The sequence below is a fragment of the Streptomyces sp. NPDC002701 genome, from assembly GCF_042889045.1.
Lineage (GTDB): Bacteria > Actinomycetota > Actinomycetes > Streptomycetales > Streptomycetaceae > Streptomyces.
This window is the reverse complement of record NZ_JBIAQL010000045.1, coordinates 1-18,438: the sequence shown is the minus strand read 5'-3', so window position 1 is coordinate 18,438 and position 18,438 is coordinate 1. Positions and strand designations below refer to the sequence as shown.

Below are 18,438 nucleotides of genomic sequence, written 5' to 3'. Positions count from 1 at the left end.
GTGACCAAGTGGGGCTGTGTGGTGGTGATGCTGCTGTTCGCCGCCGTGTGCTGTGCCGCGCCCGTGGGCAACGCGATCAGTGCGTACGTCGCGTTGAAGGCGGGTGCGCAGGATGACAGCGGGATTGCCGAGGGCGGCGGTGCGGCGGACATCCCGGCCCGGATGCTGGCCGCGTACAAGAAGGCTGTCCGGCAGGTCGGCAAGCATGTGCCGAAGTGCCAGGGCATGCGCTGGCCAGTCCTCGCTGGGATTGCCAAGGTCGAGTCCAATCACGGGGTGGGCCGCAACACCGCCGCCAACGGAGACATCCGCCCCAAGATCTACGGGGTGCTCCTCAATGGTTCCGGGGCCGGTGGCAACACCACCGTCTTCCCGGATACCGACGGCGGTAAGTGGGACGGCACCTCTCAAGGCGAGCGTGCCGTCGGCCCCTTCCAGTTCCTGCCCTCCACCTGGGAAGACGTCTGGAAGGACGCAGGCGGCGCCACGGTCGCCGACCCGCACAACGCCGGCGACGCCGCACTCGGTGCCGCGATCTACCTGTGCGCAGGCGGCCGTGACCTGACCAAGCGCGCCCAGCTCGAGGCCGCGATCCTGCACTACAACCAATCAGGCGAGTACGTCGCCAACGTGCTCGGGTGGATCGACCAGTACACGGCGGCCGCCGAAGACCCGAACCTGAAGGACGTGTCCGGGAAAGTCCGCACCGTCATCGAGGCGGCGCTCTCCCAGCAAGGTGTGCCCTACTCCTGGGGCGGCGGCAACGCCACAGGCGCGTCGTACGGGATCTGCTGTACGCGCAGCGGAAGAAGCGGCACGGGGATCAAGGGCTTCGACTGCTCGGGCCTGACCCAGTACGCGTACGCGAAGGCCGGCATCAACCTGCCGCGTCTTGCCGCCGACCAGGCCAGTATCGGCCAGCGGATCCCGGCCAGCCTCGGCACGCTTGCGCTCAAGCCCGGCGACCTCGTCTTCTACGCCACCGCTCCCGGACGCGATAGGACGATCTATCACGTCGGGATCTACGTGGGCAGTGGACAGATGGTCAACGCCGCACGGCCGGGGACCGTCGTACGGCTGGACGCCGTGAGTGCGATGTCGGGCTTTGCGGGGGGAGCGAGGCTGCTGTGACGACCACGCCACGCTCACCGCGTCTGCTGTTGCTGAGCACCGTCGTGCTCGCCCTCCTCGGTATCGCCTTGCTGGGCATGCCGCACGGCCAGCAGCCATCGGCCCCCGAGCCGTCGTCGACCGCGACCGCGGCTCCGTCATCTGCGGCTTCTGCTCCTCCCGACGACAAGGCGACCGTCGAGAAAGCTCCCTCCACGACGCTGGCGGCATCGACGCCCTCGGTTCTCGAGTCCGCCCTGCCGCCGCACGGCGAGGGCGTGGCCGGCGACCGAGCTGTCCAGCAGTCGCTGGAGGCAGCCTGGCCATCAGACCTTCCCGCCGCCGAAGAGCGGCAGTTACTCACCGTCGGCCGGGCGCTGCTGCGCGCGGACGCCACCGGAGTCGGTCGCACGAAGTGGCCGGACGTCTTCCCCCACACGGACCAGGCGGTGGTCCCGGCATTCGCCACCGCTCGCTTCCGTGTCCAGGCCGCCATTGCCCGCCGCGACGGCAGATCCAGCAAAGCGGTGGTCCATCTGGTGTGGGCCGGCACGGACCGCGGCGGTACCTACACCGACCTCCGTATCACCGATCTGTTCTTCACCCGCACCCTCAAGAAGGGAGAGACGGCGTGGACTCCACGGCTTCGCATCTGACGGAGCATGCCTTTGAGGAGACCTCCGGTCAGGTACTCGGCCTGGTCACCTGGCTCGTCGGAGCCGTCGACTGGCTCTACGACCACTGGTACCTCCTCGCCCTCGTCCTCGCCATTGCCTGGGGCGTGGGCGAGATAGTGGTGCGCCGCCTCGCTGAGCGGGCCTATGCCCAGCGGATGGCCCTGGAGCTCATCCCCACCGGGCATTTCGACCCGGGCATTGAGGAGATCTTCCGCCGCGGCGTACAGCTGGCGCGGGCCTCGACGAGCATGCCGTGGTGGGCGCCGCGCCGGTCGAAGGCGGTACAGATCAGGCTGCGCGCAGACGGCTCCAGCCCCCTGCGCTACCGCATCGAAGGCCCCGCGGGTGGCGAACGGCTGCTGTCCATCACCCCGTTCGGGCCGAACGTCACCGTCGAAAGGGCCGGGCCGATCGTGGACAAGCCACGCGATCACATGGTGCGGGCGGAGTTCATCCTGCGCGGCAAGCTCACCGCTCCCCTGCGGGAGGTGCCGCTGGAGCCCGATCCGCTGCAGCCCCTGGTCGACGCCGTGTCCGACCTACGCGCCGAACTGGGCGACCTCGCCGAGGTCCGCCTCGACATCCAGCGCGCCCCCAAGTGGACACTGCGCGCTCGCCGTCTGCAGCTGATGAGCGCCGCTCGCCGCCAGGAGCACCGGGAGACCCAGCGCGCGGCGCGCTGGGTGCGGCAGGACGCCACCGGGATCCAGGACTCGTTGTCCTGGAATCTGCAGGCCCTGGTCACCGGCAAGGACGGATCAGCCGGGCGGCGGCTCGTGATGCCCCCGGTCCCGCGCCGGGTGGACCCGGCCGAGGCACTCGGCAAGCTCGCCCATGACGACCACCTCGTTCGGGTGCAGCTGCTCGTCATGTGCGCGTCCAATGTCGAAGGCCGTGCCCAGGCCCGCCTCGCCCAGCTCCAAGCCGGTTTCGACGTGTTCGGCGGCCGCTCCCGGTGGGCCATGCGCGGATTCCGGCTGGGGCCGTGGCGGTTCGGTGCCGATCACTGGCCCACCCGGCGCAGCTTCGAGCGGCGCTGGGAGCTGGGGCAATGCCAGCCGCCCCGCGCGAACTGGGTGAGGCTGGATGAATTGACCGGACTGCTCAAGCCGCCCACCGTCCACTGTCGGCTGCCGCTGCTCGCCGGTGACCTACCAACCTTCGAGTTCGGGGATCCTGAGCTGCTCCTGCAGGGCATCTACCGGGGACCCGACGGCCGGAGGCGTCTGGTCGCCACCCGCACCGTCGAGACGCTGTTCGAGTGCGGAGTGGGCAAGGCCGGCGGTGGGAAGACGGAACGTGCTTTGGCGCAGGCGATCGCGTGGGCACACGCCGGCGGCGGGTTGATGTTTGTTGACCCACACCGTGACTCCTGGCCACGCGCCGCGACGTTCCTCGCCCACGAGCACCTGATGCAGAAGATCGCGCTGATCGACCTCAACGCAGCAGGGCGCTCTGCGAGGTTGAGCTCGTGGAATCCGATCGCCATACACCATGGGCAGGCTCCGCACGACGTCGTCGAGGCGGTCACCGATGCCTTCGCCTCCGTCCTCGGCTGGGACGATGCCGCCGCTCCCCGCGCGCTGACCATCCTCACGTCGTCCCTGGCCGTGCTGGTCGCCGTCAACCAGGCCGCCTGCCAGGCCGGCCGCCGCGAAGACCAGACCACCATCTTCCACGTGCGTTCCCTGCTCTCCGACCCCGGGTTCCGGGGCGCGGCGCTGGCTGCTGTCGCGGACCGGCTCGACGAGGAGACGCGCGCCTGGTGGCGGACGGTGTTTCCGACGTTTCCCCCGGACGCCTTCGGGGTCGTCCTCAACCCGCTCGCCCGACTGGCCGCCAACCCCGTCACCCGCGCCTTTCTCGGTCAGCCGGTCGGCGTGTACAACAGCCGGGCCGCCATGGACAACGGGCTGGTCGTGTGGGTGTGCCCGGCCGGAAACGGACCCACGGACCGGTTACTGACCGCGCTCATCGCACGGGACCTGCTACGGGCGGTGCGCTCACGGCGAGACACGCCTGAGGAGCAACGGCGGCGATTCCGGCTGTACTTCGACGAACTGATCACTCTGACGGGCGCCGCCCCGGAGACCATCGCGTCGATGTTCGAGGACTTCCGCAAGTTCAAGGTATCGGTGCACGGGATGACCCAGTTGCTGGGACGGCTGCCCGCCCCGGTGCGGATGTCGCTGACGCAGAACGCGTCCACGCTGGCGTCCACGGCGGGATCCAAGACGGCGATCGCCCCGATCACCGCGGAGTGGGGAGATCGTCCGAGCGCGGACGAGGTGGCGGTGCTCGACCGGTTCGAGCACTACATGTCGCTCACCGTCGACGGCCGCCGCATCGGACCTGTCCGGATCACCGGCCCGCACCTGGACGAGGTATTCGCCGAGTACGCCCGTCCCGGCAAAGTCGCCGCCCTGGAACACGCTGCCCGGGTCACAGCCGGGGCAATGCCCCTCGATGAGCTCACCGCCGCCGCTGCCGCTCAGCAGGCCCGTCTCCTCGATTTCCTCACCCAACGCGCTCCCGCAGCCACGGCGGATGCGCGCCTGGGCAAGCACACGCAGGGATACCAGTGACGCCCACCGCCGTCGCCGAGCCCAGAAGTCCTGGCTCACGCTCGTCCTCGTCGAGCCGACTCCGGATCGGCTCCTGGCCGCCCCGCGGGTGCCGCTGGCCGGGGGCGAGCGACGCGAAGAGCCTGAGCGAGTGCGTCGTGCATAGCTGCCAGCGCTTCGGCCAGGCCGGCCGCGAGCCCAAGGAGGTCGGTGACAAGCAGCGGTCCGCCCCGCCGGAATCCCTCCCGGACAGCCGGGTCGGCGGCCTGATCGCCACGGATGGTTTTGACCGCGACCGTCGGCCGCCGGGCGACTGGGCGAGGTGAACGGTGCCCATGCCGCCGGCGCCGAGGCGGCCGAGCACCAGGAAGGGCCCGCCCGCACCGGTCGGGATGTCCCCTGCTCACTGTCTGATCGCCCCTCCTCCGGTGTGTGTCGTTGGCCGGGCTTGGCGACCCCTTCACCGCACCTGCCGCAGTGACGCTGTTCATTTACGGGGCATGGAAGGCAGTAAACCGATTAATTGACTTTTCCTTTCTGGAGTGTCCTGGTACGTCCTGGGTTGTATGGGCGAACTCGCCTATCAAGCTGGGCTGTTGACTGGCATATGCGTAGCGTTGCGGTACGCAAACGCACCTCCACGGCTTTGACCAGGCAGCAGCTGCGGACTGCCGTACACGGCATCTGGGGCAGCGATCTGCCGCACCGCGTCGTACGGGGAGACCACATGACACGAGCATCCCGACGCTTAACAAAACTCACCGCTGCTCGCAGCCGAAAGCATGCAACTGCTCTGCTGATCGCAGGCGTACTGGTCACTCTGACGGCCTGCGGAAGGGGCGACCACTCCGGCGAATCGGCCAAGAGCCCTACGCCCACCAGCGGCACATCCGCCCCCGCGCCGTCGTTGTCCCGTGCCGATCCCCAGGCCCAGGCGAAAGGCAGCGTGCTGCAGGCGTATGACAACTTCTGGGCCGAGCAGGTCAAGGCTTACGGGCAGGCCGACATCAAGGGCACCGACCTGAAGACGTACGCCACGAAGGAAGCACTAGGGCGCGCCATGGGCGACGTGCTGGTCATGAAAGAGGCGGGCACCGCCACCAAGGGCGCCCCGGCGCATGACGCACAGGTCACCTCACTCGCGCTCACCGGGAAGACACCCAAGGCCAGCGTGCGTGACTGTCTCGACATCTCGGACTGGCGGACGGTCAAGAAGAAGACGGGTGCCGTGCAGCCGTTCCCGTCGAATCAGCCTCTGCGTTACGTGACGACGGCCAAGGCGGAGAAGTGGGGGACCCAGTGGATGATCACAGAACTCACGCCGGACGGGAAACGCACATGCTGAGGCGTCCCGGGCTGGCAGCAGTCGTTTCTGCCGCCGCGCTCTGCGCTCTCGCGGCTTTACCGGCCCACGCGGCGGACGATCCGGTCATTGGTGGTGACTGCGACGGCGCGCGTTCTTTCGTCACGGTCTGCCGGCAGGAGCCGGGCACCCCGGGCGGTCAGGGCCCGAAAGGCAATCAGCCGGGCACCGGTGCTGGCAAGGACAGCAAGCCCCGGCCACAGACCTGTGCGGTCGAGCGACTCGATCCGCAGCCGCCCGCGAGCGACCCGCTCTGGAACGGCCACGAACCCGGTGACGGCGCGCTCTACACGCGGGTCTGCCTCAGCGATGCGCTGGGAGCCGCGGCAGGAGCTCAGATCGTCCCCCAGGTCTTCTGGGCGGCCGAGGCTCCCGTGGTCAACGTCGACCCGGAGCAACTGGCACGCCAGGCCGTCGACCGGATGCTGTTGAGCGGCCCGGACATCGCCAGCCCACGCGCGGCCGGCAGGTACATCGTGGGCGTGCCGATGTGGATGTGGGTCAACGAGAGCGCCACGACGTACGGGCCCAACACAGCCTCGGCGTCGCTGGCTGGAGTGACCGTGACCGCGAAGGCGAAGGTCACCAAGATCGACTGGACGATGGGCGACGGCAACGCTGTCACGTGCCAGGGACCCGGCACTGCCTACCATGCCTCGTATGGCAAGCAGGAGTCGCCCACCTGCGGCCATACCTACAGCCGCACTTCGGCCTCCCGGTCAGGAGGCAAGTACAGCGTGAACGCGACCGCGACGTGGACGGTGGACTGGCAGGTGAACGGCGGCGGCGAGGCGGGGCAGTTCACGGAGATCAGACAGTCCCGGGCGCAGGTCGCGATGGGCGAACTGCAGGTCGTCAGGTAAAGCCGCCGGAAGGACTGAGCGTTGCGCAGCAAGACCAAAGAACGCACAGCCGATGCGAACGGCGTGCCTTCGGTGGCCGGCCCGGTGACTCCCCCGCGGGTGTCGGCCCGCAGGCGCCGACCGGGTGTCATCGCCTTGTCGCTGGCACTGATCGCGGCCGGAGGGGCCGGTGTTGCCGTCCTGCTGCTGCAGGTGGGCAACCGCACCGACGTGGTGACCGTCGTCCGCGATGTCCAGGTCGGGCAGGTTCTCACCGAGGACGACCTGGGCAAGGCATCCATCGCCCTGGATCCGGCCGTCAAAGCGGTGCGCAGCGACGACCGGGACTCGGTGGTGGGCAAGCGGGCCGCTGTCGAGCTCAAGCCCGGATCGCTCCTCGCTCCGGCGCAGGTGACGAAGGACTCGCTGGTGAAGGCTGGCGAGCAGCTGGTGCCCATCGGGCTTGAGCCCAAGCAGATCCCGGCCACGGCGTTGGTGCCGGGCCAGAGGGTACAGCTGGTCCACGTCCCGGCCCAGGGTGCGACGGACACCGGCACGACGTCCGACACCCCGCCGGAGACCGTGGACGGGCGGGTCGTGAAGGCTTCCAGTGCCGCCCCCGGCACCGGGATCGTCGTGGTCGACGTCGCCACGTCCGCCGCTGACGGCCCCACGGCTGCCGCCTGGGTGTCCACTGGCACCTTGCGCCTGGTCCTCGCCGCTCCGGACGGCAACTGATGGCTGTCATCGCGCTGGCGGGCTGCAGTGGCGCGCCCGGCGTGACCACGAGCGCTCTTACTCTGCTGCTGTCGTGGCCGCTGGAGCCGGGCCGGCGGATGGTCCTGGCGGAGTGCGACCCGGACGGCGGGGCCGTGCTGCACGGGTTGTTGCAGGGCACGCTCGGCGACCGGTACGGCCTGCGGAACCTTTCGGTCGCCGCCCGGCAAGGCGACCTCGGCGACGCCTTCTGGCGTCAGCTGATCGACCTGGGCAGCGAGGAACGCAAGGCGGAGTCACCGCGCAACCGGCTGCTCCTGCCGGGCATCACCGACCCCGCGCAGTCAGCAAGCCTGGGGTCAGTATGGAAGGCCCTGGGTGTCATCTTCCGCGGCATCGAGGCCGAGCACGGCCACGACATCCTGATCGACCTGGGCCGCCGGGGGGCCTTTGGCCCGTCCGGTGTCCTGGCCGAGCAGGCCGACACTGTGATCGTGGTGGTACGCAACACCCTGCGCTGCCTGCAAGCGGCCGAGGTCCGGGTACGCGCGCTGGAGGAACGGGTCGGTGACGTCAGCGTGCTGATGATCAATGAGGGTCCGTATCCCGCGGGCGAGGTGCAGCGGGTGCTGCAGGTGCCGGTGGTGGCGACCCTGCCGTACGCGCCGAAGGACGCCCGCGTGCTCTCCGACGGTGGCGAACAGCCGCGCCATTTCACCAAGTCGCCGCTGATGAAAGCCGCCAGGACAAGCAGCACCCTGCTGGTCCAACGGGTCGCGATGCGCCGGGCCCGCCTCGATCCACACGGCACGTTCGCCGCAGGCGGGGAGGTATCCCGTGCGCGGTAGGCCCCTGCACAACGATCCCCTCGTGCCTGCGCCGACCGGCCGCCCCCAGCGGGCGTTGCCCCACCGGGCGAACAGCACGCCGACCGATGCTGCATCGAGTACACACGCGCTCAATGCAGCAACGCCTCAGGTCACCGTTGACTACAAGGTGGCCCGGCACATCGCCAGCCAGGTCGCCAAGCAGCGCGAGGACTTGCTGAAGACAACGCCGGATATGGACCGGGCCAGCGAAGAGCAGCGCTGCCTGGACTGGATCAACGAGGCGGTCGCGCTGTGGTCGGACGCAGCGGCGATGGCGCCGCAGGAGGACGAGGCACTCCGGCGTGCCGTCTATGACCTGCTCTTTCGGGCCGGGCGGCTCCAGCCGTACCTGGACGACGAGCGGGTCGAGGACATCATCATCCAGGGCCCGAACGAGGTGTGGCTCGACTACGGCGACGGCGAACGCCGGATGGTCGGCCCGATCGCGGACTCGGAAGAAGAACTGCTGGAGTTGTTACGGGAGTTGGCGAGGGGTTCCGGGCACAACGAGCGCACCATCTCCACCGCGAACCCGACCCTTGCCCTGTCCCTGCAGGACGGCTCCCGCCTCCAGGCCATCACCGGACTCGGGCCGATGACCTACGCGGTCATCCGCCGGCACAGGGTCTCCCACGCCGATCTCGACGACCTGGTACGACTGGGCACGATCGACTTGATCCTGCGCGACTTCCTCGGTGCCTGCGTGCGCGCGGAGAAGAACATCATGATCGCGGGGAAGCAGAAGGCCGGGAAGACCACCTTGCTGCGGGCGATGCTGAAGGAGTTCGACCCGGAGTGCCGGTTCGCCACCATTCAGACTGAGGACGAACTGTTCGCCCACGCCAACGGCTACCACCGCCAAGTCGTCTCCCTGGTGGGCCGCGAGTCCAACGGGGAGAAGGACGTCACCGGACGGAGCGCCGGCGAGGTCTCGCTGCTGGACCTGATGCACCCCGCCCTGCGGATGTCGCTGGAGCGGATCGTGGTCGGCGAGGTCCGCGGACCGGAAGTCGTCGCCATGATGCAGGCGCTGACGAACGGGTCGGGCGGCAACCTGTGCACGATCCACGCCCGGCGCCCGGACATCATCTTCGACCGGATCGCGGAGCTGTACGCGCTCGCCCAGGACAACTTGTCCGAGCAGCTCGCCTACCGGCAGACCGCCAACGGCCTGGACTTCATCGTGTACGTCGATATGACCGACGAGACGCAGATCGGCGGCCGACGCCACCGCTACGTCTCCCACGTCCTGGAGCTGACCGGGATCGGCGAGAGCGGCCGTCCCGCCACCAACACGGTCTTCTCCCCCGGCGCCGAGTTCGGTGATCTGCGCGCCGTGCCCCGGATGGACCCGGGCTGTATCGACGACCTGCGCCGCGTCGGCTTCGACTCCGTCCAGCTGCAGCAGCCCTACGGGGCGTGGCAGGCGCCGCTGCCGCTGAAGGTGGGGGTGAGCCCATGACCCTGTGGTGGGGGTTGTTGAGCGGTATGGCCGTCATCGGCGGGCTGATCGGCGTCGTGGCCGGTGCTGTGGGCACGACGGCGCCGCGCCGGGCTCCGCTGCGGCAGCGGTGGCAGGCCCTGCGCGCCGGGAAGGACCAAGGCGAGGACGTCCGGCTGCGCCGGCGGACCCTCGCGGTATTGGCGGTCGTGGTCTTCGTGGCCGTGTGGCTGGTCTCGGGGAACTTCGTGGGCGGCGTACTGCTGGGCGCGGCTGTGATCGGCGTGCCCTGGCTGCTCAGCCCGGCGCAGGCGGCACAGGAACGCATCGGGCAGCTGGAGGCGCTCAGCGAGTGGACTCAACGGCTGTCCGGTCTGCTCCGGCTGGGCATGGGGCTTGAGCAGGCAATGGTCACCAGCCGTCAGGGTGCGCCGGACGAACTTTCCCCGCAGATCGTCAATCTGTCCGACCGGCTGCGTCTGGGGTGGCGTCCGGAGGGAGCGCTCCGCGCGTTCGCCGGGGAACTGAACGACGTCACCGCAGACAAGGTGGTTGCCGCGCTCATCCTGTCGGTCAACGACCGCGGCCCGGGCCTGGCCCAGGCGCTGGAGGACCTGGCGGGCACGGTCCGCGACGAGGTCGCCAAGAGGCGCGCCATCGAGGCGGACCGGGCGAAGCCGCGGACCACCGTGCGGTGGATGACCATCATCACCGTGGGCATCGTGGTGGCCGGGTTCTTCGTGCCGTCTTACACGCAGCCGTACTCCACGCTGTTGGGGCAGCTCGTGCTCGCCTTCCTGACGGCCGCCTTCATCGGGGTCCTCGCCCTGATGCGGCAGATGGGTGCCTTTCGCCGAATCCCGCGCTTTTTGATCACTGATCCTGCCAGCGCAGTCCGGCTGCCCGCGCCCGCGACCGAGCCGGATGTGCCGGTCGCTGGCCGTGAGCCGGAAGGAGTCACGTCGTGAACCTGTTTCCCGTTGTCCTGACCGGCGGCACGGTAGGCGCTGGCCTTGCCCTGCTGGTGCGGGAACTGCTGCGCCCTCAGCCCGCGTTGGGACCGGCCCTGCAGCGCAGTGCCCCGGCCACCCTGACCATGCCCGAGCCGGAGCTGGACCGCGAGGAGGTGTGGGGCCGGTGGCTGCTGGGCCGCCTCGAGCGCCTGCCCGGCGTACGGATCCCCACCACCAACCTGGCGCTGCTCGGCCAGGGGCCGGGCCAGTTCATGCTGAAGAAGACCGCGCTCGCCGCGCTGGGCCTGCTCTGCCCGGTGATCGCAACAATTCCGTGGATCACCGCGGGCGTCTCCTTGCCGTTCTACGTACCCGCCGGTGCCGGACTCCTCATCGCAGGGCTGTTGTTCATCACTCCAGATCTCTCGGTCCGCGACCAGGGCAAGCGGGCCCGGGAAGAGTTCGCGCACGCCCTGTCGGCCTACCTCGACCTGGTCGCGCTCAAGCGGGCCGCCGACGCCGGACCCGCCGAAGCCCTGGAGAAGGCCGCCGAGGTGGGTTTCGGCTGGCCCTTCCTGTTTCTGCAGGGCGCCCTGCGCCGGGCTCGGATGGAGAAGATCCCGCCGTACCAGGCGCTGACCGAACTGGCCGGCGAATACGAGCTTCCCGTCCTGGACGACGTCGCCGACATCATGCGCGGTTCGGCCACCGACGGCGCCGCTGTGTACAAGGCGCTGCGGGCCCGGACCGCAGCGCTCAATGCCGAGTTGCTGGCCGATCAGGCGGCGGAGGCGAACGCGGCCAGCGAGAAGATGACCGCCCCCGGCGCCTTGCTGGCCGTCTTGGTGATGCTGCTGATGGCGTTCCCCGCGGTCATCCGCATGCTCACCGTCTGAAGATCCCCCCAGTCACGAACTTCTGAAGGAGCAAGGAGTACAGATCATGAAGTACACCGCAGACCGCACCCAGCGTGCGGTGCACTGGGCGACCACGCGCCTGCAGGAGGGCCTTCAGGAGGCCAAGCGCCGGCCGGACCGCGGCGACATCAGCACTACCACCGTCATCATCTGGGTGGCCGCCGTCACCGGCGCCGTATTGATCGCCGGGACCATCGCCGTCGTCATTGCCAAGTACAACGGCCGGCTCAACGGGCTGTGATGTCCGCTCCGGAGCGGCTCAAGGACTGGTGGCAGGGGCGAAGATGGCACGACGACCGCGGCGATACAGCCATCCAGATGGCCATCATCTACCCGTTCGTGCTGCTTGCCACGATTGCCGTCATCCAGGCATCCATGTGGTACTACGCCCGGCAGATCGCCCTGACCGCTGCCCGCGAAGGCATCACCGCGGCCCGCGCCTATAAGTCGAGTCCGGCCAACGGTGCAGCCCAGGCACGGGACGTGCTGGGGCGCGTCGCGGGTGACAGCCTGCGTGGCTACAGCGTCGCAGCCACCAGCAACGGGCAGCGGGTGCGGGTACAGGTCTCCGGCACGGCCGTGTCGATGATCCCAGGCGTTTCGGGCCTGCAGGTCACCCAGTCGGCGTCCGGTGCGGTGGAACGCTGGACGGTCCCGGGAGAGTGAACTACGTGCGATTCACAGCCCGATGGGCTCGCAGGCTGCGCAGCGACGAGGGCAGTGCCGCGATCGAGGCGGCCATCACCCTCCCGTCGCTGATCATGTTCCTGTGTCTGGCCATCGCCGGGGGCCGCCTGGTCACCTCCGGCTCGAAGATCGACGCAGCAGCGGAAGACGCGGCCAGGGAGGCGTCCATTCACCGCACGGCGGGGGCCGCCCAGGGCGCCGCTCGCGCGGCGGCCGCCGATTCCCTCAACGACCAGGGCATCAGGTGCGCTTCGACCAGCGTCAACATCAATACCGGCGGCCTCAGCGTGCCGGTGGGCCAGGTAGGCACCGTCACCGTGACCGTGAACTGCACGGTCAACCTGTCGGATCTCCTGCTGCCGGGCGTGCCTGGGTCCCGGACTCTCACGTCGACCGCGACCTCAGTCGTGGATCAGTACCGGCAGCGGGGTGACTGATGATCTTCCGGTGGATAGGGCTGAGCCGGGCACGGTGGGGTGAGCGGGGTGGAGTCACCGTGTTCGTCGCCGTGTGCGTCATCGTCCTGATCGGCATCATTGGCGTCGCCGTCGACGGCGGCAGCAAAATGCGCGCCACCGAGCGCGCCGACTACGTCGCCGGCGAGGCTGCCCGGGCAGGCGGGCAGGCCATCGACCCCGCCGAGGCCATCAGCGGCAACGCGATCGTCGTGGATCCGCAGGATGCCCAGGCCGCGGCCCATGCCTACTTGCGCGCGGCGGGCGCCACCGGCACGGTCAGCGTGTCCGGTGACGGCAAGACCCTCACCGTGAACGTCACCGGCACCTACGACACGACGTTCCTGTCAGCCGTCGGAATCGGCTCGTTGTCGGTGGCCGGCCAGGGCAAGGCCACCCTCCTGCACGGTGTCACCGCCCCCAAAGGAAACTGATGCGCCCCACCCCTTCGCCCGCCGCAGCGGCTGCCCTCACTCTGGGCCGGATCATCAAGGCCGTACTGAGTCTGCTCGTGCTGGCCGCCGCGGTCGGCGGGCTGCCGCTGCTGCTGGCCTGGGTCACTCCGGTCATCTGGGGGGCCAGCCACGACGACCTCACGCACCTGCTGGACCGGCAGGACACGGGAGCGGCGTTCCTGCTGCTGCTCGTCGCGGTGGGCTGGCTCGGGTGGATGCAGTTCACGTTCTGCGCCCTCCGCGAGCTGATCGCACAGGTGCGGGGCCGAAGTTGGCACGCCCCCCGCGGGATGGGTTCCTCGCAGCGCGCCGCGGCTGTCCTGATCGGCAGCATCCTGGTGCTGCTGCCCACCAGTTCGGCCCTGGCCTTTGATGCCCAGGCCGCACCGGCAACCGCCGCGCCCCATGTGCCCGGCCGGGCCCACGCCCCGCAGGCCGCCGACGCCGATCGGGCCGCGCCGTCCTCCGCGGACAGGCAGACGTCCCGTCCTTCGTACACGGTGCGCGATGCGCGGCCGGCGGAGAGCCTGTGGGGCATCGCCGAGCGGGAGTTGGGCGACGGTGAGCGGTGGCGGGAGATCTCCGCCCTCAATGAGGGCCGCGTGATGGTAGACGGCCAGGTCTTCAAGGCGAACAGCTTTCTGCAGCCCGGCTGGCAGCTTCAGATGCCGGATTCCACCGACGCGTCGCCAGGCGTCCGGACGCCGTCGGGTGACAGCGCCCCGGCTGCTGTCGAGGAGAGCGCGCGCGTCGTCACGGTCCACTCGGGTGACTACCTGTCGAAGATCGCGGAGAAGGAGCTCGGTGACGGTGACAAATGGCCCGCGCTGTTCGAGGCCAGTCGGGGCAAGCCGCAGCCGCACGGCCTGCCCACCATCTCCGACCCGGATGTCGTCTACGCGGGACAGCGGGTCACTGTTCCCAGCGCTCAGCCCGCCCAGCACGCGCCGCCACACGACGGCGCCCCTGGCGATGAGACAGAGAACCGAGAGACCCCTCCCCCGGCCACGCAGAAGCCAGAGGGCGAGCAGAAGCCGGGCACGGGCTCGGAGGATGAACAGGCACCCGCGCCGGGCAGCAGCGCGGCGCCCGCGCCGGAGTCTTCGGCGCCCGGCACCGCGAGCAGCCGTCCCTCCCAGCAGCCCGGGCAGGAACAGGGTTCTCCTTCTGCGACGGCCCAGCCCAGCGCCAGCGCTTCCCCCTCTGCCGCCTCGCCGTCGGCGCCGGCTGAGCCGTCCGGTTCCGCTGCCCCCTCCCCCGCCGCTACGGCGTCCGAGACGCCGGCCGCGGCTCCGGCCGGCAGTCCGCTGAACCTGCGTACCGTCCTCGGAGCTGGCGCACTGCTGGCCGCCGCCATCACCGGGGCTCTCGCGCTGCGCAGGACGCTGCAGCGCCGCCGCCGCAAGCCGGGCGAGAAGATCGCCATCGCGTCGGAGACCTCTCCGGCCGAGGCCACGTTGGCGGCGGCCGCCGAACCGGGCAGTGCCGCTCGTCTGGACGTAGCACTGCGCACCCTGGCCCACAGGATGGCTCAGGAGGAGGGCTCTGCGCGCCTGCCGCCGTTGCGGGCCGCGCGGATCGGTGCCCGCGCGGTGGAGGTACTTTCCGAGGACCTCGCCCAGGAGCCGCAGGCGCCGTTCGTCTCGGGCAAGGCCGGATGGTGGATCCTGGCCGCCGACGCCGCCCTCCTGGACGAGGAGGCCGCCCGCGAGGTACCAGCGCCGTATCCGGGCCTGGTCACGATCGGCAGCACCGAGGCAGGCGACCTGCTGCTGCTCAACCTCGCCCAGGTGCCCGCCGTACTACTGGACGGCAACCCGGTCCACATCACCGAAACGTGCACCTCGCTCACCCTCGAACTCGCGATGAGCCCGTGGGCAGGCGAAGCCGAAGTCATCACGATCGGGTTCGGCGAAGACCTCCCCCAACTCCTGCCCACCGCACGGATCGCCCACATGCGCCACGCCACCCACGCGCTGCGCGATCTGAGCGAACGGCTGCTGGAGGCACATCAGATGCCCGAGACCAGCCATCAGCCCTACCTGCTGCTGTGCGCGTCCTCGCTCGACGCGGACACCGCCTGGGAGTTCGCCGACGTCATCGACAAGGCCCAGACCGTTCCCGTCACCCTGATCGCCCCGGCGAGTACGGCGGCCGCTCATTTCCCCGAGGCCGAGATCCTCAACGCCTCGCTCAGCGAACCGCAACACCTCGACTACGCCGGCACCGACATCACGGTGCAGCGCCTGGAGCACGCCTCCTACCTCCAGATCACCGCGGCGCTGAAGGTATCCGCACAGCCGGCCCACCCGGCCGAGGGGCCCTGGCAGAACGTCCCGGACGAGCCCGACAACGTGCCCGGACCTGAGCCGACCGCGCCGGAGGAGTCCGCCGTGCCCGCGACGGACGCCGCCACGAGCCCCTCGTCGACGCCGACAGCAGACACGAGCGGTGAGATCTTCCCGGCCCTGCTCGCCGCCACCACCGATCCGTCCGCACTCCAGCTCCTGTCCCCCGCCAAGGCATCGACCCAGGCCGAGGAAGAAGACGGTCCGGACGCCGAAACATCGGTGCCCCCGGCCCCGAGGGCCCCCAAGGCCGGGGAGTCTGCGGCGGCCGGAGAGTCCGACGAGGGCGGCACCGTTGAGGAAGGCACCGTGCCGGAGGCGGATGAGGGCGGGGCGCATGACCTGCACGCGCCCGAGATCCGAATCCTGGGACCGGTCGAGGTGACCGGTGTGGACAGCACCGGCCACGGCCCGCGGATCGCACAGCTCGCCGCCCTGTTGTATTTCCGTCCCGGGCGGAACGCGGACGTCCTGTGCTCCGACATGGACCCCATCCGCCCCTGGTCGTTGAGTACCCTCAACGCCCGTATGCAGGGCCTGCGCCGCTCCCTGGGGAACGACCCCGCCGGCAGCCCCTACGTGCCGCGCCGCAAGTCCGGCGAGGACCCCTACCGCCTCGCCTCCGGCGTGCGCTGCGACTGGACCCGCTTCCGCCAACTCGTCGAACGCGCGCTGCCACTGGGGCCGTCCGGCCTGCCGGATCTGGAGAGGGCACTCGCTCTGGTCCGGGGCCGGCCGTTCGGCGGCAAGCCCCTGCCCTGGGCTGAGCCCTACCAGCAAGAAATCATCACGCGCATCATCGACGTGGCGCACACCGTGGCCACCTACCGCACCCCCGCGGGACCGCAGCACGACCTCGTCGCGGCCCGCCGGGCCGTCGCGACCGGCCTCGACGCCGACAACACGGCAGAGCTGTTGTATCGGGACTGGTTCCGGATCGAGGCTGCCGCCGGGAACCGGCAAGGGCTGCACACTGCCATCACGCTCGTCCAGCAGGTCAATCGGACATTGGACTGTTCACTTGAAACGGAGACCGAGCAGCTCATCAACGAACTACTCAACCGCTCGGGCGGGAGGGCACGTAAGGCCCTGTAGCCGACGGCCGCGCAGATGCACAGCACGTCACTGCTGCCGGGCGGCAACGTCGAGGGCCGCGTATGCGAAGAGTTCCTCGACGGCGGCCTCGTCGGAGACGGGAAGGCATGCACACCACTCGGACAGCGTGTCGCGGACGGTGTGCGCAACGACCTTCGCGTGCTGCACCAGGTCGTCATCGAGCGGCGTCACATCCCCCCTCGCAGTTCGGCCCGTGACGACGATGGGACCAGCCGGCAGGTAGAGGGGCATGCCGCGCCAGGCACTCGCCAGAACCCGGGCGCCAGGTTCTGGGGAAGCCCGAGCTTCAGCCCGTTGCCGTGAATGTGCAGAAGGGCCTCCCGGCGGTAGGCCCCTTGGTCGGCGGCGTCGGATCCGACCTGCTCCTGGATCGCGGATTGCGCATCCGTCGCGGTCAGTGTGAGGTCTGTGACGGGGGCTTCTTCCAATCACGCAGCCTGCTGGGCGTGACATGACAGCGGATGCGCAATGGGTGCCTGGCGGCGGAGTTACTGCTGCGCCTGGGCATGGTGGTGAGTGAGGGCCTGCCAGCGCCGTTCAAAGTCCTCGACCTGGTCGGCGATGTAGGCAGTAGTGATGGGCTTGTTGTGCTGCGCAGTGATCCCCTGGGCTGCACACTCCTGCGTAGTGGCATCCAACGACGGTGTGTCGCTGCGCATCCTCTGTTCGGCCCAGAGGTTGTAGACCCGGAACGGCAATAGGTAGCGGCGCAGGTTGGAAGGGCTGACCGGCTTTCCACCGCGGCCGTGCATACCCTTGTCCGCAAGGAAGGCGGACAGTTGCTCGGCCTCCCGAGTCGAGGACGAGAGTTCGTCGCCACGCTGAGTCTGGAACTCCAACCACGCCAGGTAGTAGCGGTCGACAGTGCTGAGTTCGGCTGATTCCTCGGTTCCTTCGTCCTCGTCGGGCGGCCGGTCATCGATGGCGGCGAACACCCGGGGGCGGCGCTTGTCTTTGGCGGCCGGTGCAGCCGCACCGGCGGTCGCCGCCTCGGGCTTCTTCTCCTCCGCGGGACCTGCGCCTGCGACCTGCTCGCCGGGATCGGCGGCTGTCTCTTCGGCGGGCGGTTCGCCGCTGCCGAGCTCGCGCTCCTGAAAGCTCGCGACGAAAGCTGCCAGGTCATCCCCTGTGATGGGCCGACGACCGTCCCCCGTGATGGAGTCCCGCTCGTACACGTACGCGGCGAGGGCGGCGGCATCCGGGTACGTGCCGTGCTCTTGCGCGAAGGTGCGCCAGGCGCTCTGGAAGTAGTCGTACCACTGGTCGGTTACTTGACCGGTCGCCTGTGATTCGTGGGACGGGTCGGGCTCCTCAGCGCGCAACCCGTAGCGCTCCTGGAGGACCTGGAGCAGGGGCTGCACCTTGTCCTCGGAGAGCGGGTCGCCGGATCCCGTGGAGATGCCGTAGGTGTCGCGGAGCCAGAAGGCCCACTGCGTCGGGGTCGGCTCGGCGTGGAACTGGGTGAGGAACGCCTGGTATGCCTCGGCGAACCGCTCGGCGACTTCCTTGGTCGATTCCTCCGGATCGCGTGGCCTCTCGGGCACGGGGGTTGGGGCTGAAGCCTGGAGCGGTTGTGGCTCTGTGCTCTCCAGCTCAGCCGCCGTGTGCTCGTGCTCTGCCCCGGCATCGGCCGTGGAGTTGTCCGGCTGAGCCGGGATGGGAGCCCGCTCGACGGTGAACTGGATCGGTGGCTCCTCGATGCCGGCGGCAGCGAGACCAGCCGGAGCGGTTTCGGCGAGCGGGACGCCGTACCGGGCCAAGCGCAGCGGTATCAGTGCTTCGACGGGCGCCTTCCGGCGCCAGGTCCGTCCGAAGCGGGACCGAAGGCTGGCCTGGTAGACGAGTCGTTCCTGCTCCAGCTTGATGACCTGCTCGTAGGAACGCAGCTCCCACAGCTTCATCCGGCGCCACAGCAGGAACGTGG

At 69.6% G+C, this 18,438-nt stretch carries 17 protein-coding genes and 1 pseudogene; 16 read left to right on the top strand and 2 right to left on the bottom strand.

Annotation, left to right across the window (positions count from 1 at the left end; genetic code table 11):
* From ACFYXC_RS40650 to ACFYXC_RS40575, 16 genes are all read left to right on the top strand, one after another.
* A complete protein-coding gene (locus ACFYXC_RS40650; protein WP_389558035.1) occupies positions 1-1,131 on the top strand; it encodes an NlpC/P60 family protein in 1,131 nt (376 codons plus the stop codon).
* On the top strand, positions 1,128-1,766 hold the full coding sequence (locus ACFYXC_RS40645) for a hypothetical protein (protein ID WP_389558033.1): 639 nt from the start codon (positions 1,128-1,130) through the stop codon (positions 1,764-1,766). The genes ACFYXC_RS40650 and ACFYXC_RS40645 overlap by 4 nt, the downstream gene beginning before the upstream one ends.
* A complete protein-coding gene (locus tag ACFYXC_RS40640; RefSeq protein ID WP_389558031.1) occupies positions 1,742-4,372 on the top strand; it encodes an ATP/GTP-binding protein in 2,631 nt (876 codons plus the stop codon). Before ACFYXC_RS40645 ends, ACFYXC_RS40640 begins: the two co-directional genes overlap by 25 nt.
* Before the next feature lie 137 nt (positions 4,373-4,509).
* Positions 4,510-4,677 (top strand): hypothetical protein, encoded by a 168-nt coding sequence (locus ACFYXC_RS40635; protein WP_389558029.1) that lies wholly within the window; start codon positions 4,510-4,512, stop codon positions 4,675-4,677.
* A 401-nt stretch (positions 4,678-5,078) separates the two neighbouring features.
* Positions 5,079-5,696, top strand: a complete 618-nt coding sequence (locus tag ACFYXC_RS40630) for a hypothetical protein (RefSeq protein WP_389558027.1) — start codon at positions 5,079-5,081, stop codon at positions 5,694-5,696.
* Positions 5,690-6,577, top strand: a complete 888-nt coding sequence (locus ACFYXC_RS40625; protein ID WP_389558026.1) for an ATP/GTP-binding protein — start codon at positions 5,690-5,692, stop codon at positions 6,575-6,577. The genes ACFYXC_RS40630 and ACFYXC_RS40625 overlap by 7 nt, the downstream gene beginning before the upstream one ends.
* 72 nt (positions 6,578-6,649) lie before the next feature.
* Entirely contained in the window at positions 6,650-7,294 is a 645-nt protein-coding gene (locus ACFYXC_RS40620) for an SAF domain-containing protein (RefSeq protein ID WP_389558050.1), read from the top strand.
* Positions 7,294-8,121, top strand: coding sequence for a hypothetical protein (locus tag ACFYXC_RS40615; protein ID WP_389558024.1), 828 nt, complete (start codon positions 7,294-7,296; stop codon positions 8,119-8,121). Before ACFYXC_RS40620 ends, ACFYXC_RS40615 begins: the two co-directional genes overlap by 1 nt.
* Positions 8,111-9,604 (top strand): CpaF family protein, encoded by a 1,494-nt coding sequence (locus ACFYXC_RS40610; RefSeq protein WP_389558022.1) that lies wholly within the window; start codon positions 8,111-8,113, stop codon positions 9,602-9,604. The genes ACFYXC_RS40615 and ACFYXC_RS40610 overlap by 11 nt, the downstream gene beginning before the upstream one ends.
* A complete protein-coding gene (locus tag ACFYXC_RS40605) occupies positions 9,601-10,551 on the top strand; it encodes a type II secretion system F family protein (RefSeq protein WP_389558021.1) in 951 nt (316 codons plus the stop codon). The genes ACFYXC_RS40610 and ACFYXC_RS40605 overlap by 4 nt, the downstream gene beginning before the upstream one ends.
* The gene (locus ACFYXC_RS40600) at positions 10,548-11,432 is read left to right on the top strand and encodes a type II secretion system F family protein (RefSeq protein WP_389558019.1); all 885 of its coding nucleotides are present in this window, start codon (positions 10,548-10,550) and stop codon (positions 11,430-11,432) included. Before ACFYXC_RS40605 ends, ACFYXC_RS40600 begins: the two co-directional genes overlap by 4 nt.
* A 46-nt stretch (positions 11,433-11,478) precedes the next feature.
* On the top strand, positions 11,479-11,694 hold the full coding sequence (locus ACFYXC_RS40595; protein ID WP_389558017.1) for a hypothetical protein: 216 nt from the start codon (positions 11,479-11,481) through the stop codon (positions 11,692-11,694).
* Positions 11,694-12,119 carry a TadE/TadG family type IV pilus assembly protein gene (locus ACFYXC_RS40590; protein ID WP_389558015.1) on the top strand — a complete coding sequence of 142 codons (426 nt, stop codon included), beginning with the start codon at positions 11,694-11,696 and terminating at the stop codon, positions 12,117-12,119. Before ACFYXC_RS40595 ends, ACFYXC_RS40590 begins: the two co-directional genes overlap by 1 nt.
* On the top strand, positions 12,116-12,577 hold the full coding sequence (locus ACFYXC_RS40585) for a TadE/TadG family type IV pilus assembly protein (protein WP_389558014.1): 462 nt from the start codon (positions 12,116-12,118) through the stop codon (positions 12,575-12,577). Before ACFYXC_RS40590 ends, ACFYXC_RS40585 begins: the two co-directional genes overlap by 4 nt.
* Positions 12,577-13,029, top strand: a complete 453-nt coding sequence (locus ACFYXC_RS40580; RefSeq protein ID WP_389558012.1) for a TadE/TadG family type IV pilus assembly protein — start codon at positions 12,577-12,579, stop codon at positions 13,027-13,029. The genes ACFYXC_RS40585 and ACFYXC_RS40580 overlap by 1 nt, the downstream gene beginning before the upstream one ends.
* Positions 13,029-16,493, top strand: a complete 3,465-nt coding sequence (locus tag ACFYXC_RS40575) for a hypothetical protein (protein ID WP_389558010.1) — start codon at positions 13,029-13,031, stop codon at positions 16,491-16,493. The genes ACFYXC_RS40580 and ACFYXC_RS40575 overlap by 1 nt, the downstream gene beginning before the upstream one ends.
* Positions 16,494-16,520: 27 nt before the next feature.
* On the opposite strand, the gene ACFYXC_RS40570 is transcribed toward ACFYXC_RS40575, so the two are convergent.
* Positions 16,521-16,685 carry a hypothetical protein gene (locus tag ACFYXC_RS40570; protein ID WP_389558008.1) on the bottom strand — a complete coding sequence of 55 codons (165 nt, stop codon included), beginning with the start codon at positions 16,683-16,685 and terminating at the stop codon, positions 16,521-16,523.
* 317 nt (positions 16,686-17,002) lie between these two features.
* Positions 17,003-18,438, bottom strand: a pseudogene (locus tag ACFYXC_RS40565) (hypothetical protein); the annotation flags it as partial.